Below are 16767 nucleotides of genomic sequence, written 5' to 3'. Positions count from 1 at the left end.
GTGGACAAAATGAGACATCTGTCTCGTTTTGTCCACTTTTGTTCACCTAATTTGAGAACTATTATTTTATTCATTATCAAAGCTCTGCTGTAATTTTCGGATGTAAATAATTTGCCCAATATGATATGCATTATGAGTTGTTACATTCGCTAACACTTCCCACCATTTTGCAGAAACAGGAAATCCCACTACATCACTTTCAACCTTTTCTTCATTTATGAGATTTTGCCATTGTAGCAGTTTTTCTAGTAGTTTTTCCCGTAATTCATCGAAAGTTTGATTATCTGAAAGCATAAAACTTTTATTATTATCTCCTATAGCGGGTACTGCATTAACATGTGATTCTTTATACCTAGTTTGCCACGTAGAGTTCCAATACAGTAAATGTTGTACGATTTCGGCTATACTATTACACTCTTCATTCGGTTTCCAGAAAGCTTCCCTCTCAGATAAATCCTTAACTGCATCTGAAAATGGCATATACCAACTGGGATCATTCGCATTTGCTAATAACTGATCTGCTAATACATCTTTCACATGGACCATTTTTCTTCCCTCCTGTTAAAAAGATTCATTTCATGACAATACTCACTTCTCTAAATACGCTGAGTTTGTAAGATTTCCTCTTTTTAAGCATAACCCCATACATATGCACATAAAGAAACCGGAAGCACCTAATACATAAGCTAATGCATAACCACTTCTCCCAATAACCCAGCCCGCAATTCCAGGTCCAATCATTTGCCCAACTGCATAGAAAACAGATATAAAACTAATTGCCATTGAGACATATTTCGGAGATACTTGCTTTGAAGCTGCAACTTGAATTAATAATAGTATACCTCCGAGGCTAGAACCCCAAATAATTGCCGACACGATAAAACCAGTTATATTTCCAAATATAATTGGAGCCATATCACCTATAATAGCTAATAAAAGCGCACTACATAAACTCTTCTTTATACCAATTCGATCCGAAATAAATCCCCAGACAGATGCTCCTACGATTGAAAAGATGCCAGCAATTGCATAAACAGTCCCCGAAATTGATGCTGAGATACCACTATCAATCATAAAACTAGTTTGATATAAATTTGGAATTAAATATACAACACCAACAATAAAATACATCCATGCAATGATATATAGTTCTTTCGTTTTCCATAAAAACGATTTATTACTCATTTTTTGCTCATCTTCAGTAACTTCTGGATTTTTCAAAACAACTGAAGCGGCAAATACAATGATACATGTAATAACTCCAAACAAAAACCATGCACCACGCCAACTATACTCAGGAAATGTGCGCACTACATAAGGAACAATTATTCCACTAAATAGCATACCTATACCTGCACCGCTTAATAACAATCCCATTACAGTTCCTCTTTTGTCTGGAAACCACCCTACCGTTATTGACATGAGTGGTGTATATACAAGAGCACTACCAGCTCCAGCACATAGCATACAAAAAGCAACTATCCAAAACGAAGAAACAAACGCTAATCCCATTAAGCTTATAACGACGAACCAACTGCCTATTAATAAAACTGATTTTGCGCCAAAACGGATAGTAAATATTCCAGATGTTCCTACAGTTAATAAATAACCTAAAAAAAGTATGGTTCCTAGCATACCTGATTGAGCCGTAGATAAGTGAAGTCCTTCCTGCATAAATGGCAGTATAATTCCATATGCCATACGGGCGAAACCAGTTGTTGTTATAATAAGAAAGATTCCTATTAATACAAATATCCAAAAATGACTTTCATTCCGCTCTTTCATTTAAATTCCTCCATAAAAAATTATTTCCAATTGGATGTTGATTGTAATTATAATGATTATGACAAAATACAACTACCAAATGGTGGAGGAGTTTACGGTATAACGGATTTTTAATACATACGCAAAATTTCAGAAGGTTTCATTCCATATTTCTTTTTAAATGACTCTGAAAAATGACTAATATTATTGTATCCAACAGCAACTGCCGTTTCGGTCACATTACTAGTTCCCGAACGCAATAAAAGCATTGCTCTTTCCATTCGCTGTTCTCTTAAATATGCAAATGTGGACGTGCCAAATAATTCTTTAAAACCAATTTTTAATTTATAATCATTTAATCCTACTATTTTAGCTAATTCTAATAATGATGGGGGTGACTCCATTCTTTGAAGTAAAATTTCTTCAGCTTGTTTTATTTTATTTAAATCCTTTTTGGATAATTGGCTCCTTTTATTTGCATCACGATCATTCAGTAATACTTTCCCAAAGTATATAGAAAGCAATTCGAGCGCTTTACTTTCTATTTCGAGTTGATTAATACGATCCTTTTGGGGATTCTCTAACATTCTCTTAATAATATTAGATGTTAGGGCATCAATGGGGGTTTGAAACTTTTTAAAAGATTGATTTCCTATTATAGTATGAAAATCATGACTTTTTTCAATAGCACAATTTAGCATGAAATGATTAAACAACTGTACAGGAATTCCAATTGCTAATGAATATAGTGGAGTTTCTTTTTCATATTCAAATAGAACTTCAAAGTCATTCATAAAATATAAATAGCTATTCCCAGCCATTAATTTATTTGTAGAGTAACCAACTTGTACTTCCCCGGATCCTTGTAAACAAAAATTAAGTTCCACCATTGCTGCATCCGATGCAAATTGAATGCGATGGTTTTTATGAAACTGGTAATTTGATAGCACTATTTCCATTCCAGAAAACGAGCTCCACCTTCGCACTTCACCCATACCTATTGTTTTTGGCACATACATATATCTTTCTTCTACAACTTGTAACCCATGAAAATATTTACTAAAAATATCATGAAAACTGTTAGTCTTCATGAAATCCACACTCCTTTTATATACAAATTACAATCAATTGATAATTATTTTCAATTATAACAAATATCTTTATACAATAAATAGCTTTTACCTTTATATCTCGTTATGATAAAAGAAAAAGAAAGCGAGCCGACAATGAATAAAAAAATTGCAATTATTACTGGGGCTTCAAGTGGATTCGGCCTATTAGCAACGCTTGAACTTGCGAAAAAAGACTATTTAGTCATTGCTACAATGCGAAACCTAGAAAAACAAGGAACCTTACTATCTCAAGTTACTGAACTCAACTTACAGCAAAATATAAAAGTTCAACAATTAGATGTAACAGATCAAAATTCTATACATAACTTTCAATTATATATAAAAGAAATAAACAGAGTAGACCTACTTATTAATAACGCAGGATATGCAAATGGGGGCTTTGTAGAAGAAATTCCAGTAGAGGAATACCGCAAACAATTTGAAACGAACCTATTTGGGGCTATATCAATTACTCAGCTTGTCTTACCGTATATGAGAAAACAAAGAAGTGGAAAAATCATTAATATTAGCAGCATTAGCGGCCAAGTTGGATTCCCTGGTTTATCTCCTTATGTATCTTCAAAATATGCATTAGAAGGCTGGAGTGAATCACTTCGCTTAGAAGGAAAACCTTTCGGAATAGATGTTGCTTTAATTGAACCAGGTTCTTATAACACAAACATATGGGAGGTTGGGAAACAACTCGCTGAAAACCAATCTGATACAACATCTCCTTACAAAGAGTATATGGATAAAATACAAAAACATATTAATAGCGGCAGTGATACATTTGGTAATCCGATAGATGTTGCTAATAAAATTGTAGAAATTGCTGAATCTAAGCGTACAAATTTACGATATCCAATCGGTAAAGGTGTGAAATTTATGATCTTTGCGAAGAAGATTCTTCCTTGGAGATTGTGGGAATATCTTGTTTTGAGGAGTTTTAGGAAGTTGTAAATAAAAAGAGTAACTATCAAGATAAATAATGGTAGCTACTCTTTTTAAATATTCATCATAAAAAAACAAAACGATATTAATATGTAGAAAGAGGATCAAAATAAAGTAACATTGAAACCATAAAAACAAATGCAAAGAATCCAATTATAGAAAGAATATATTCCTTTGTTTCTCTGTTATACTTCCATTCCATCCATACGCGTAATAAGGAAATTGCTCCAAAATAAGTAAGTACAGCAATTCCTATATTAGCATTTTCTACTTTGAACAGATAAATAAAACTTACTATAAGATATATGATAAAAAGACCTATTTCTAATTTTACATGTAAACCATTTATATGTTTATATATCCAAACATTCCCCTTTGGCATATTTAATTTTTTCCTTAAAAACTTTTCTAAAAAATATCCTCCAATTATCATACTAATAACTATAATCCAAATAGTAGAGTTGCCCATTGCATTCCCTCCTATTAAATTAATTATGTTTTCGTAACAAAGTGGACTATATAATTTTTTAATGTTTCGATAATATCTTCATTTTCTTTATGCTTACTTCTTTAGTAGTAGTTTTATCAAGACATGTTTTATGTATTGTACAACAACAATCTATTTCCCATCCTTTTCTTCGGGATGTATAACCTTTTTCTTGCTATTTTTTCAAAATGAATGTAGATAGTACTCATAAAATTAATAGAGTTATTTTTCTAATTGACAAAAAACTATCCTTTTATTTTCTTACTTTCATTTTCTCCGGCTGATCACTCGGATACGTAGCATTCCTTTTATTTTCTACGTCCCAACTAATAATTGTCGCACTATCACGTCCCAACTGATGATGTACGTGTTCTAAAACATTGTGAATATTTTCTTTAAGTGTTTTATCATTTCTGTTCATAGCATTATACAAATTTACAGGTATTTCATATCGGCGTTCCCCGCATTCTAATACTCCATCTGTCACCATTACAATTCGGTTCTTTCCAGTACGTAATTCACGAATACCTGATGAATAGCAAGGAACAGGTAAATCAAATGTGTTTACATTTCCAATCCATTCGTAAAAATGACGTTGATTTAATGCATATTGTCCTAACTTATGTAACTCTTCATGAAATACATACACTAAACAATCACCGATAGAAAGCCACCATATATAATTTTCTTTCCTTACACATAGTAAGCAAGCTGTTTCACCTTTAATTTTTTTGCACTTTTCCTTAAATGAAGATGCCTGAAAAATTGTCAGTATATGATTTTCAACAGATTGAAACACTGTATTAATTGGTTCATTCAAAATTACTTTTATATTTTCATATTCTTTTTCGATTGTATTTACTACTAAATCAACACTTTCTGCACTATTATGTCCATCTAATATAGCTGCAAATTCCCATTCACCATTTGACCAAACTAATGCACCATCTTCATTCTTTTTCGCTCCAGCACTTTTATTCCCGCCATATTTACCAAGTACAATATCACCATATTGTTTAACTGAAATTTCTCCTAAACACATTTCTATATTTCCAACCCATGAATATTGTGTATTATTTGTTGTATGCATACTCATTTACCATATACTTTCGTATTCTTTCACATAGTTTTTTTATTTTCTCTTCGTCACCATATGGTGCGCCAGTCCATTTCGCTATCTCGGTTGGTGACCAAAACTCTTTTGGTGTATTCGGATAACGCGGAATAATGTGCATATGCATATGTGGTACACCATTTCCTGAAACAAAAGTGTAAATATGCTCTGCACCTTCGCTTTCTTTTAGCGCTTTACTTACTCTACTTGTTATAAGTCCGAACGCTTTCGCTTCTTCATCTGTTAGTTCAGCAAGGCCAGGTACATGTCTTTTTATATCTATCATTACATAACCCAGGTATGTTTCTTCACTATCCCAGTGGACATGTCCAACGTAAACGAGTTCATCTTCGTAAATAGCTCCACCTGGAACTATAATATTTCCTATATGTTTTTTGCAAATGAAACAGTTTTGTTCTATTTGATTGTTTGTTGACATATCCATCACTTTCCTTTTCATATATAATATCACAAAAAAAGGAAAAACAGGTTTCGTATTCCGAATTTTCATTCTTTTGATACAACAATTTTTGAAATGAATTTACATCTCATTATTTCTTCAAAAACGCAATCACAATTATAATCCCAATTACAATTCCTATTACTAAATTATTTGTAAAGTGCCCTTGAAATACACCAATTACAACCCCTATACCGACACCTATTGCCAAAGCATCATTTCTTTTTTTATTTTTAGCCAAAATCACATCTCCTCCCACCATTTCTCCCTAAATAACATACATTTACTTGAATGTATTAATATACGCACTATCTCGCTTAAATATTTCCAAAAAATGTACTGTAACTTCACATATAATATTTTCCATTTTCTGTACATACTCCTTTTATATTGGAAAATTTTCAAGTAACTATTAATTATACATAGGCATTTACTATAAGAAAGCTTCGTAATTTATTGAAGGAGGAACGATTCAAATGTATCCTCATTGGAATCCAAATATAAATCAACAGTATGTTTATTCCCCTCATCCCGCAAGGAATACATTGCATCATGATTCACAATATATGATGCAGCGTATTGCAAGTCTTGAAAATCAATTAACTAAATTAATCTCATTAATCGAGGAAAATAATCAATTAATTAAATCAATGGAACAACAAAAAAACCAAGTTTGTGCACCAGCTGGAGGTTCTGTTATCGTTCGTATGTGATCTGGATGCAATAAAAAACACACTTTGTATTATAAAAGTGTGTTTTTTATTCATTATTTTCTTTTCGTATGGAACCCTTGTGTAATTCGATCTAATATAATTGCGATTACTACGATAGCTAATCCAGCTTCAAATCCCATTCCGATATTAACTTGTGTTACAGAGCGATATACATCAACTCCAAGTCCTGGAGCTCCTACAAGTGATGCTGTTACAACCATCGATAACGAAAGCATAATGCTTTGGTTCACACCAGCCATAATCGTTCCGGTTGCAAGTGGTAATTGTACTTTAAATAGTTTTTGTGATGCTGTGGATCCAAATGCATTCGCTGCTTCAATTAAATCTTCTGGAACTTGTCTAATTCCTAAGTCAGTAAAACGAATTGTCGGTGGCATTGCAAAGATTACTGATGCAATAATTCCAGGTACTACACCTACTCCGAAAAATGTAATCGCTGGAATAAGGTATACGAATGCAGGCATTGTTTGCATAAAATCTAATGTTGGTTTTAAAAATTTTGAGAAACGTTCATTTTGAGATGCTAATATACCAATTGGAATTCCGACAATAATTGAAATAATAACAGACGTAAGTACGAGTGCCAATGTTTGCATCGTTTGTGCCCAGTAGTTAATATTCAAAATAAATAATAATCCAATAAGCGTAAAAATGACTAAAGATAATTTCCTCGTTGTGTACCAAATGAGGAAACATAAGATAATAATCATCAATATGGCGGGTATTATTGTTAAAAAATTAGTGAGTAAATCAACAAATCCGCCAATAATATAAGAGAATCCTCGGAATAAGCCTTCAAAGTGCTCATATAAACTTGCAACAAATGAGTCGACCCATTCCCCTAATGGAATCCGCGGTATACTATTCATCGTCTTTCACCTCTTCCTCAATGTTTCCTGCAAGAGCTTGAATGACACTTTCACGTTTAATAATTCCTCTTAGCCTTTTCTTCTCATCGATTACTGGTAACGGATATTTCATCTCTGCCATTTTTGCATATGTCTCTTCCAGTAAAGTATCCAAATACACATGCGGAATATCATTAAGTAATAAATCAGCAATCGGCCACTGTTTTTGTACTGCTTTACTCGCATCATCCGCAGTTAATATACCTAAAAACTCATACTTTTTGTTTACAACATATACAGTTGAAACACCTGCATTCCTCATAATTTGAAGGGCTACACGAGGTCCACGATCAATTAATAAAGTTTCTGGTCGTTTTAAAATAGACTCCGCCGTAATTACTTTTCCTAAATTCACATCCGCAACAAACTTTTCTACAAATTCATTAGCGGGGCTCATCATAATTTCTTCTGGTGTTCCAATTTGGACGATTTCTCCATCTTTCATTAATGCGATACGATCTCCAATTCGAAGCGCTTCGTCTAAATCATGCGTAATAAATATAATCGTTTTTTCCATTTTATCTTGTAACTCTAACAATTCATCTTGCATTTCTTTTCGAATAAGTGGATCTAATGCACTGAATGACTCGTCCATTAGTAATACATCTGGATTATTCGTTAGTGCCCTTGCGATTCCAACGCGCTGTTGCATACCACCACTAAGTTGACTTGGGTAATTATCTTTATGATGATCGAGTCCTACTAACTGTAGCGATTCTAACGCTTTTTTCTCTCGCTCTTCAACCGGAACTCCTTGTATTTCTAAACCATATGCAACATTTTGTATAACTGTACGATGCGGAAATAGAGCGAATTTCTGAAATACCATACTCATTTTCGTTCTTCTTACTCTCCGTAACTCTTCTTTTCCCATCGTTGCGATGTCTTCACCATCTATGTATATATGACCTGCAGTTGGTTTAATCAATTGATTTAACATACGAACTAGCGTAGATTTCCCGCTACCAGACAAACCCATAATAACGAAAATCTCTCCAGAGTAAACTTCAAACGTTGCTTTTTTCACCCCAACGTTCATTCCTGTCTCTTTTAAAATTTCCGATTTACTTTTTCCTTCTTTTAATAAGGAAAGGGCCCTTTGCGGATGTTTCCCGAATACTTTTGTTACGTTTTCAACACGCACCTTTGTATTATCCATGTCACTACTCCTTTTCTACCCATCTATTCACATAGTGTTGCGATTTTACAAAGAAATATTACATAAAAATGACATTCATAAGATTTCTTTAAAATTCTCGTTTCCGTTCATAATAAGAATGCTTACTTATACATTTATTTTATAAGGCAAACGTTACTTAGGAGGTTTTCGATGCGAAAGAAAATTTGGTTTATATGCCTTGCATTATTTATTACTATGATTTTCACTTCATGTAATGCAACAAATGCAAATTCGAAAGGAAAAATTAAACTTGGTGTAACAAGTTGGAAAGAAAATATTGCAACCGCAAACATGTGGAAAGTTTTATTAGAAGAAAAAGGCTACAAAGTTGAGCTCATGTATTTAGAAAAAGCCGCAATTTGGACTGGTGTCGCTCGTGGTGATGTTGATGCGAATTTAGAAGTATGGCTACCAGTTACAGATAAACCGCTAAACGATCGTTATAAAGATGATATTGTCTTAAAATCAAAATGGTACGAAGGTACTGGACTAGGTTTAGTCGTCCCTTCTTATATGAAAAACATAAACAGTATCGAAGATTTAAATGCTCATAAAGATGAACTAGAGAATAAAATTGTCGGTATCGAACCCGGTAGTAGTCTTATGAATTTAACGAATAAAGCAATGAAAGAATATGATATAAAACTAAAACTTGTCCAATCCTCTGAAGCTGCGATGATGAGTGAACTAAAGAAAGCATATACGAAAAAGAAACCAATCGCTGTTACGCTTTGGAATCCGCATTGGGGCTTTTCAGAATTTGACTTAAAATATTTAAAAGACCCTAAGAAAGTATATGGTGAAAAAGATGACATTTATTACTCTGTTCGTAAAGGTTTCGAAAAAGACCATCCGGATATCATAAAATACTTTGACAAATGGAAGATGAACGATGAACAGCTTGGTACATTAATGGTCGAGTTAAATAAAACGAAAGATCCCGAAGAAGCGGCGCGAAAATGGATTAAGAAGAATCAAGCGCTAGTTGATGAATGGATAAAAGATTAATAAAAATAGGCTAGAGGGTTAGCATATCCTCTAGCCTGTTTTTAACTTATTTTTTCGTAACAACGTTATCTACAATCCCATATGCCTTCGCTTCTTCTGCAGTCATAAAATAATCTCTTTCTGTATCATGTGCTACTCTTTCAATCGGTTGCCCCGTTTTTTCTGCAATCATTTTATTAATATCATGCTTTAACTTTAATATTCTTTTCGCAGTTATTTCAATTTCTGTTGCTTGCCCTTGTGCACCACCAAGCGGCTGATGAATCATAATTTCACTGTTAGGGAGAGCAAACCGTTTTCCTTTTGCTCCTGATAATAATAACAATGCACCGAATGATGCCGCAAAGCCCATGCATAGCGTTTGCACATCTGGTTTAATTAAATTCATCGCATCTAATATTGCAAAACCTGCTGTCGTTGAACCGCCAGGGCTATTGATGTATAAGAATATATCTTTCTCTGCATCTTCTGCTTCTAAAAATAATAATTGGGCTACGACACTACTCGCTACTTGATCATTAATTTCTGAGCCGATAATAATAATGCGATCTTTTAATAACCTTGAATATATATCATAGGAACGTTCTCCTAATTTTGTTTGTTCTACTACATATGGAATTGCATTCATTTTAAATCCCTCCAATACTTGTTATGCTGCGTAAAGCATATAACTGTAGGAAGAAGGGTTTTTCACATTAAATAATAAGACTGGCTGTTTAGATGGTAACTTAGTAAAATCTATTGTCGGAAGAAGCTTCGTTAATAATTCCGGTCTTTCCTCACGAATAGATGTTACAACAACTTCAATATCCTCTGTGAATTCGACTATCTCAATCCCTTCTTCACTTACAGTTTTCAGCCTATTTCTACTCCGAAATAAAGAAGCTTTCACTGCACCTTCTGATACAGAACACACTTTAGCAATATCAGCGATACTATATTGAAAAACATCTTTTAATAATAAAATTGCGGATTGCTGTACATTTAATGAAGACAATACTTTCCCTACCATTTCATGCAAATCTGCAATGTTCTCATGTGGTTCTTCAAATGTGATTTGTTCTCTTATTTTTTCATGAACAGACTTAGACTTCATCTGATCTAACCAACGATTTCTTGCTATTTTATAGACGAGTGTCATACAAATATCTTTATTTCTATATTTTTGAAGCACTTTACACACTGTTTCTTGGGCGAGATCTTCCCCATCCCATTTGTTTTTCGTTAAAAAAGTACAGTATCTTTTTAACTCTCCATATTGTTCAATTAAAAAGTTTATATTTGAATGATTCATATCGATATGATTCTTTAAAACATGAGTTACTTTTGTGCACAAAATAACCACTCCTTTTCAGCGCTTACTTAATAAACGATTCAACATTAAAAAAAGTTACGGGGATATAAAAAAATAATGTTTATGTTCAATAATTCGCGGTCATAAATATGTTATGTACAATTTTACGTGAGGAGGAACAAATTTGCCAAAATTAACAATTGAAGGTACGGGAACTTTTGATGTGAAAGAAGGAACAAAGTTAGTATTAGCAATTGAGGATAGCGGTGTCAACATTCTTCATCGTTGCGGCGGGAATGCACGTTGTACAACTTGTAGAGTAGAAATACTAGCAGGTGATTTCTGTGAAGCGAGTGCGAATGAGAAACATGCAATGACGGAAAAAGGAATTGAAGATCATTTACGATTATCTTGTCAAATGCGTGTACATAAAGATATAGTCGTTCGTCCGGTACTTACAGTTGAAAATTCAGGTCTTGATGCTGGGCCACGCCCGGCGGAGTAAAGTGATGAATTTAAAACAGCTCGCTGGCGAATATGCTGCTAACTTTGTAAATGATGGCATGAAAATTGGGCTTGGTACAGGTTCTACTGTATATTGGACAATACAAAAATTAGGTGAACGTGTAAAAGAAGGATTATCATTTCAAGCTGTACCGACATCAAAGGAAACTGAAGCATTAGCACAGCAACTAAATATCCCCCTAATTTCGTTAAACGACGTACAAAGCCTTGATCTTACAATTGATGGAGCGGATGAAATTGATTCAAATTTACAACTTATAAAAGGCGGTGGTGGTGCATTACTTCGTGAAAAAATCGTTGCCTCTTCCTCTAAAGAACTAATTATCATTGCTGATGAATCGAAATTTGTAACACATTTAGGTAATTTTCCATTACCTGTTGAAATCATCCCTTTTTCATGGAAACAAACCGAAAATAAAATTCAGTCTTTAGGGTGTCAAACCACATTACGTTTGAAAAATGATGAAACTTATATAACCGATAACAATAACATGATTATCGATTGTATATTCCCTAATCATATTTCTAATCCTGCCCATTTACACACCCAATTAAAAATGATTACTGGTGTAGTTGAAACAGGGTTGTTTATAAGTATGACGAGTACAGCAATTATTGGTACTAAAAATGGGATAAAGAAATTGTAATAAAAGCTAACTTTTTAAAGTTGGCTTTTTAGTATGTTCTTCTTCTCTTAATAGTGCTTTATTATGATATACTAGGAAAACGCAAACTGATTACACTAGAAAGGACTGAACATTTTGCAATCCAAACTTATAACAGAACTTGCTGATTTAGAAACTGCCTTTCATATTCGAAAAGAAGTATTTGTAAAAGAACAAGGTGTCCCTCTTGCAGATGAATTCGATACATTCGATGAAATCGGAGAGCAATATAAACATATTTTAGTTTATTATCATGAACTTCCTGTAGGCACAGGTCGTATACGATTTGTTGATGGTGTCGGAAAATTAGAACGTATTTGTATTTTAAAAGATTATCGTACATACGGATTAGGTAAAGTCATCATTCAAACGTTAGAAGAACTTGCTCGTAACGAACAAGTTACGAAAGTGAAACTACACGGTCAAACACAAGCTGAAGGATTTTATAAAAAATTAGACTATGAAACTTCTTCTGATATATTTATGGAAGATGGCATTCCGCACATACTTATGACGAAAATGTTATCATAATAAAAAGGGTAGTATATGAATCTTATGTATTCATACACTACCCTTTTTTATTAATAGAAAAGTGAATTCTCAAGATTACCTTTTGCATCAAAGCCCATCATCTCTTAGTTCATACCTAAGTAAAGCTTACACTGTTTTCCATAATGATAATGCATAAATCCAGTTTGGATCACCATTTCCTTGATAACTCTGGACTGCTTCATATACTTTTCCTTCGTGTAGAACTCTATCTCCCTTTTTATATGCTTTTTTTGCATCCCACGCTTCATATGAAGCGCTTTCGGTTTTTGTAGTAATTGTGAATATATCACTCTGTACGGATTCATTTCCAGCTACATCAACAGCTTTCACTACATATTTATAAGTAGTATTAGCGAGCAGATTTTTATCCAAATAAGAAGTTGTATTGGATGTTGCAATCTTTTTCATTGATCCTTCTGTTTCTCTATAAATATCATAATGGTCTACACCAATATTATCGTCAGATGGACTCCACATTAAATCCACACTTGACGCTGTCGTTCCCATACTATGTAATCCTTTTGGTTGTGTTGGTGCTTCTGTATCAGGAGTCTCAACTGTCGTTTTTACTGTAAGCGCTGTACTTTCTGTCGATACATTACCAGCTGCGTCAATTGCTTTTACAGTATAAGAGTATTCTGTACTTGGTTGTAACTTCTTATCAATAAAATGAGTCCCTGGTACTGTATCAATCATCTCTCCGTTACGGAAGATTTGATATCCTTTTACCCCTACATTATCCGTAGAAGCGTTCCATGTTAGTTCTACACTATTCGCTGTTACTTTTTGCGTCTGAAGTCCATTTGGAATACTTGGTGCTTCTATGTCTGGTTTCACATCATTAATAAGATTAACATCAATTACATTATAGAATGCATTTGCTGTATCAGCTACATCCCATACTGCTAAAATCACATGATATCCACTACGATCAGTAGGTACATTGATTTTATGAGTTAAATTATTTGAAGCTGCAGAACCATCATGTTGTACAGTTCCAATTGGTTCGAAATCTGCTCTTGTTAGCGCTTTATTTGGATTCCATCCTTTTTTAGTAATATAGTAATGCCACTTACTCGTTAAGTGAGGCGCAGTATACTTCCAAGTAAATGTATTTTCCCCACCAGTGATTGTATTTTTAAACCAACGATTTGCTGTTTGTTGATCTAAAATACCACCAAATTTTCCGCCTGCTGAAGCAATTTGTCCATCTACTGGACCACCTTGTGGGAATCCTTTTGGAGCTTCTAAACTTTGTGGTTCATACATAACACTTCCACAGTTTACATTTAGCGCACCATAAGTTGGACTACATAAAGCGGATCGGCTACCGGGCTTTTCAACAAAACCGTGCGCATAAGCATTTTGAGGAATAAGTGTCGTACTAATAATTCCAGCTGTTAATGCTACAACTCCTAAACTTTTTTTGTTCATTTTCATATTTTGTAGTTGTTTTAAAAATCGATTATTCATGTTCATGTCCCCTTCTTGTTATACTTTGTAGTGGAATGTGGGCTTTGATGTAAAAGAATAACAAGAGACAAACTTGTACCGATGTATGTGTTAATTATGCATACACCGCAGTGAAAATATATTTTTTCCTTGTGAAATATTTCACTTTATGAATATATCATGACATAGAACTCGCCTAAGCATGTGCAGAAGTTGTGCAGAAACAGTGAAATTATTACTAACATATAAAACCACATCCTGAAATCATAAAGTAAAACTTTAATTAGTTGGGGTTTTACGGTCGGTTAATACGGGATAAAATAAAAGTGTGCAGCAGAAATTGTAGACTTAGTTCTCAAAATTCACATTTAGTATTTTCATTTTTTCCATTTAAATAATTCTTCTCTTCTTACAACAGAAAAGTGTCTATATCATTTAATATAGACACTTTTTTCATGTATAACTTTATATTTATTACTGACCTACAAATGTAAAGATTTCATCAACAGCTTCTTTATATCCACCCGATGTTCGGAATGATTCCTTCAAATTCAAAGCAGCCTCTTTATATGAAGGGTTATTTAAAACTAACTCCACACTTTCACGCAATTTCTCCACGGTTAATTCATTCATATGTAATTGAACTCCTGCTCCAAGACTCTCCACTTGCTTTGCGATTGCTGGCTGATCTGCACTTTGCGGTATTACAACGAGCGGAATCCCATTATACAGTCCTTCATGCACACTGTTCATCCCGCCGTGTGTAATAAATAGTTTCGTATAAGTAAGCAGTTCGGTTTGAGGCACATAGTTTTTCACAATGAAGTTTTTAGGGATTTCGCCTAGATCACTTATTTTTGTTTTATTACCAATAGACATGACAATTGTATGCTCGCTATTCTCAAAGGCCTTCATACACAGTTTATAAAAATCAATCGCTTCATTAAAAACAGTACCTAATGAAATATAAATCGGACTTTTTTCTTGAATTGAAGTAAAATCAACGTCTCTGTTTTTTACTTGTGCAGAGATAGATGGTCCTACAAATTTATATGTTTCATCAAACGTATCACCAAAAGGCTGGAACTCCTTAATTGTATACACAATAGTAAGGGGTGCAGGATTACAGAAAACTTCATACGGTGATTTTATTTCAACACCATATTTTTCAGCAATTCCCTTCGTTAAGTTTTGAAAATCATTCTGTATTTTATCATGAATTTCTACTGGGATATTTTTTGACAGATGACCTAACATTTGCTCAAAAGATTTTTCATCCTGCGCAAAAGATGTACATGAATTTATAGATGGCAATTTAAGAATTTGAGCAATTAAGTGCCCACAGCCAAACATAGAATCATGAATTATGTAATCAAAATGTTCACCTTCAATTTGTTCTAGAACACTAGGTATAACAACATCTGCTGTATGTAGAAGACCGTTTATTCTTTCCTGTAAATAATTTCTGCCTCCAGATAGAAACGCTTTTATAAATTTTTGATCGTCAATCGTTCGTACAGTAGCACCTGTCTTCTCAATTCGTTCCCTAAAAGCTTCTATTGAAAAATAAACGACCTCTTCACCGCGAGAAATCAACTCTTCTACAACTGGCAAAGTTGGATTTATATGTCCTTCTGATCCAGCGTTAATAAATAAAAAACGCGCCATTATAAACACTCCTTACGTTAAATCATTTCTATGTTGGAAAAGTACGGATTCTCTCCATACTCTTTTCTTAGTTGTTCGTATCATGTTCCTACTAAATTGATCTAGCAAGTCTAAAACCGAGATCATCTATATGAAATGTAGGATGGCTTCGACGACGACAAGTAGCGCCACAACCTCTCACTGCCTCAGCCCAACTACCTCCACGAAAAATGCGGTATGATCCATACACTTTTTCATCATACAAATCATAGCACCATTCCCAAACGTTCCCTAACATATCATAGAGTCCCCATGCATTCGGTTCCTTTTGGCCAACGTCATGAATATGTCCATTTGAATTTTCATTATACCACGCTATATCATGAAGTTTCCCGTATGTATATCCGGTTGTACTTGCTTTACATGCATATTGCCACTCTGCCTCACATGGTAATCGGTAGCCATTCGAATCTAAATTACATTTCACAATTTGACCACCATCACTAATAGAATAATATTCTTTTAATCCCGCTATTTTTGAAAGTACATTACAAAACGCAATGGCATCGTTCCATGAAATATTTACAACTGGTTTATGATTTTTTTCAAAATTATTTAATGTACTATTTGTAATAGCATCATATAGTTCGATTGTTACAGCATACTTTGCAAGAAGAAATGGTTGAATTTGTACTAGCCATTCTTTTTTTATTCGATCATCTCTTAATACTACCTCTCCAGCTGGAATATTTACCATTAATGAATCGATTGTTTGAATTAAATCATTAGTCATTTTCTATTCCTCCAAACGTTCGTTTTATATGAATTTATAGTCATATACTCATTACAAAATACAATTTTCAAAAAGCGTTAAATTTTTCATAATAAAAAACGATTAGTTTAATTAAACTAAT

At 33.6% G+C, this 16767-nt stretch carries 20 protein-coding genes; 6 read left to right on the top strand and 14 right to left on the bottom strand.

Features of this window, described 5'->3' with window-relative positions:
* Nucleotides 1–66: 66 nt before the first annotated feature.
* From AU379_RS10075 to AU379_RS10065, 3 genes are all read right to left on the bottom strand, one after another.
* Nucleotides 67–546, bottom strand: coding sequence for a DinB family protein (locus AU379_RS10075; RefSeq protein WP_023522154.1), 480 nt, complete (start codon nt 544–546; stop codon nt 67–69).
* Nucleotides 547–588: 42 nt separating this feature from the next.
* Nucleotides 589–1785: an MFS transporter gene (locus AU379_RS10070; RefSeq protein WP_061139192.1), complete on the bottom strand. Its 1197-nt coding sequence runs from the start codon at nt 1783–1785 to the stop codon at nt 589–591.
* A gap of 110 nt (nt 1786–1895) precedes the next feature.
* Nucleotides 1896–2855, bottom strand: a complete 960-nt coding sequence (locus AU379_RS10065) for an AraC family transcriptional regulator (protein ID WP_000856359.1) — start codon at nt 2853–2855, stop codon at nt 1896–1898.
* A 135-nt stretch (nt 2856–2990) separates the two neighbouring features.
* Between AU379_RS10065 and AU379_RS10060 the strand changes: the two genes are divergently transcribed.
* Nucleotides 2991–3836 (top strand): oxidoreductase, encoded by an 846-nt coding sequence (locus AU379_RS10060; protein WP_061139191.1) that lies wholly within the window; start codon nt 2991–2993, stop codon nt 3834–3836.
* A gap of 76 nt (nt 3837–3912) precedes the next feature.
* Here AU379_RS10060 and AU379_RS10055 read toward each other — a convergent pair whose 3' ends face one another.
* From AU379_RS10055 to AU379_RS10040, 4 genes are all read right to left on the bottom strand, one after another.
* Nucleotides 3913–4296: a DUF4181 domain-containing protein gene (locus tag AU379_RS10055; RefSeq protein WP_000528450.1), complete on the bottom strand. Its 384-nt coding sequence runs from the start codon at nt 4294–4296 to the stop codon at nt 3913–3915.
* 271 nt (nt 4297–4567) lie between these two features.
* Nucleotides 4568–5404 (bottom strand): PP2C family serine/threonine-protein phosphatase, encoded by an 837-nt coding sequence (locus AU379_RS10050; protein WP_069604802.1) that lies wholly within the window; start codon nt 5402–5404, stop codon nt 4568–4570.
* A complete protein-coding gene (locus AU379_RS10045; RefSeq protein ID WP_002005170.1) occupies nt 5388–5888 on the bottom strand; it encodes an HIT family protein in 501 nt (166 codons plus the stop codon). The genes AU379_RS10050 and AU379_RS10045 overlap by 17 nt, the downstream gene beginning before the upstream one ends.
* A 91-nt stretch (nt 5889–5979) precedes the next feature.
* Nucleotides 5980–6147: a hypothetical protein gene (locus tag AU379_RS10040; RefSeq protein ID WP_002196584.1), complete on the bottom strand. Its 168-nt coding sequence runs from the start codon at nt 6145–6147 to the stop codon at nt 5980–5982.
* A 217-nt stretch (nt 6148–6364) separates the two neighbouring features.
* Here AU379_RS10040 and AU379_RS30230 point away from each other — a divergent pair, with 217 nt between their 5' ends.
* Entirely contained in the window at nt 6365–6601 is a 237-nt protein-coding gene (locus tag AU379_RS30230) for a hypothetical protein (protein WP_000283222.1), read from the top strand.
* Nucleotides 6602–6654: 53 nt separating this feature from the next.
* Here the strand turns inward: AU379_RS30230 and AU379_RS10030 are convergent, their stop codons facing one another.
* Together AU379_RS10030 and AU379_RS10025 are read right to left on the bottom strand one after the other, a co-directional pair.
* On the bottom strand, nt 6655–7491 hold the full coding sequence (locus AU379_RS10030; RefSeq protein WP_001084760.1) for a proline/glycine betaine ABC transporter permease: 837 nt from the start codon (nt 7489–7491) through the stop codon (nt 6655–6657).
* A complete protein-coding gene (locus AU379_RS10025) occupies nt 7484–8689 on the bottom strand; it encodes a glycine betaine/L-proline ABC transporter ATP-binding protein (protein WP_000370606.1) in 1206 nt (401 codons plus the stop codon). Before AU379_RS10025 ends, AU379_RS10030 begins: the two co-directional genes overlap by 8 nt.
* A gap of 171 nt (nt 8690–8860) precedes the next feature.
* On the opposite strand from AU379_RS10025, the gene AU379_RS10020 reads away from it, so the two are divergent.
* Nucleotides 8861–9718, top strand: a complete 858-nt coding sequence (locus AU379_RS10020; protein ID WP_001227619.1) for a glycine betaine ABC transporter substrate-binding protein — start codon at nt 8861–8863, stop codon at nt 9716–9718.
* A gap of 46 nt (nt 9719–9764) precedes the next feature.
* Here the strand turns inward: AU379_RS10020 and clpP are convergent, their stop codons facing one another.
* On the bottom strand, nt 9765–10346 hold the full coding sequence (gene clpP, locus AU379_RS10015; protein ID WP_061139190.1) for an ATP-dependent Clp endopeptidase proteolytic subunit ClpP: 582 nt from the start codon (nt 10344–10346) through the stop codon (nt 9765–9767).
* A 21-nt stretch (nt 10347–10367) separates the two neighbouring features.
* Nucleotides 10368–11054 (bottom strand): RNA polymerase subunit sigma-70, encoded by a 687-nt coding sequence (locus AU379_RS10010; RefSeq protein ID WP_000337516.1) that lies wholly within the window; start codon nt 11052–11054, stop codon nt 10368–10370.
* Nucleotides 11055–11196: 142 nt separating this feature from the next.
* Here AU379_RS10010 and AU379_RS10005 point away from each other — a divergent pair, with 142 nt between their 5' ends.
* The 3 genes from AU379_RS10005 (at nt 11197) to AU379_RS09995 (ending at nt 12733) form a co-directional block, all read left to right on the top strand.
* Entirely contained in the window at nt 11197–11517 is a 321-nt protein-coding gene (locus AU379_RS10005) for a 2Fe-2S iron-sulfur cluster-binding protein (protein WP_001125395.1), read from the top strand.
* A gap of 4 nt (nt 11518–11521) precedes the next feature.
* Nucleotides 11522–12184 (top strand): ribose 5-phosphate isomerase A, encoded by a 663-nt coding sequence (rpiA, locus tag AU379_RS10000; protein WP_001049987.1) that lies wholly within the window; start codon nt 11522–11524, stop codon nt 12182–12184.
* A 114-nt stretch (nt 12185–12298) separates the two neighbouring features.
* On the top strand, nt 12299–12733 hold the full coding sequence (locus AU379_RS09995) for a GNAT family N-acetyltransferase (protein WP_061139189.1): 435 nt from the start codon (nt 12299–12301) through the stop codon (nt 12731–12733).
* 126 nt (nt 12734–12859) lie between these two features.
* Here the strand turns inward: AU379_RS09995 and AU379_RS09990 are convergent, their stop codons facing one another.
* From AU379_RS09990 to AU379_RS09980, 3 genes are all read right to left on the bottom strand, one after another.
* Nucleotides 12860–14227, bottom strand: coding sequence for a lytic polysaccharide monooxygenase (locus AU379_RS09990; protein WP_001065164.1), 1368 nt, complete (start codon nt 14225–14227; stop codon nt 12860–12862).
* Nucleotides 14228–14680: 453 nt separating this feature from the next.
* Nucleotides 14681–15874, bottom strand: a complete 1194-nt coding sequence (locus tag AU379_RS09985; protein WP_061139188.1) for a macrolide family glycosyltransferase — start codon at nt 15872–15874, stop codon at nt 14681–14683.
* A 91-nt stretch (nt 15875–15965) separates the two neighbouring features.
* Complete coding sequence (locus AU379_RS09980; RefSeq protein WP_061139187.1) at nt 15966–16646, bottom strand: SUMF1/EgtB/PvdO family nonheme iron enzyme; 681 nt, start codon at nt 16644–16646, stop codon at nt 15966–15968.
* Nucleotides 16647–16767 lie beyond the last annotated feature (121 nt).

Source organism: Bacillus sp. JH7, from assembly GCF_001563515.1.
Classification (GTDB): domain Bacteria; phylum Bacillota; class Bacilli; order Bacillales; family Bacillaceae_G; genus Bacillus_A; species Bacillus_A cereus.
The sequence above is the reverse complement of the archived record's forward strand: the minus strand, read 5'-3'. Positions and strand labels throughout refer to the sequence as shown.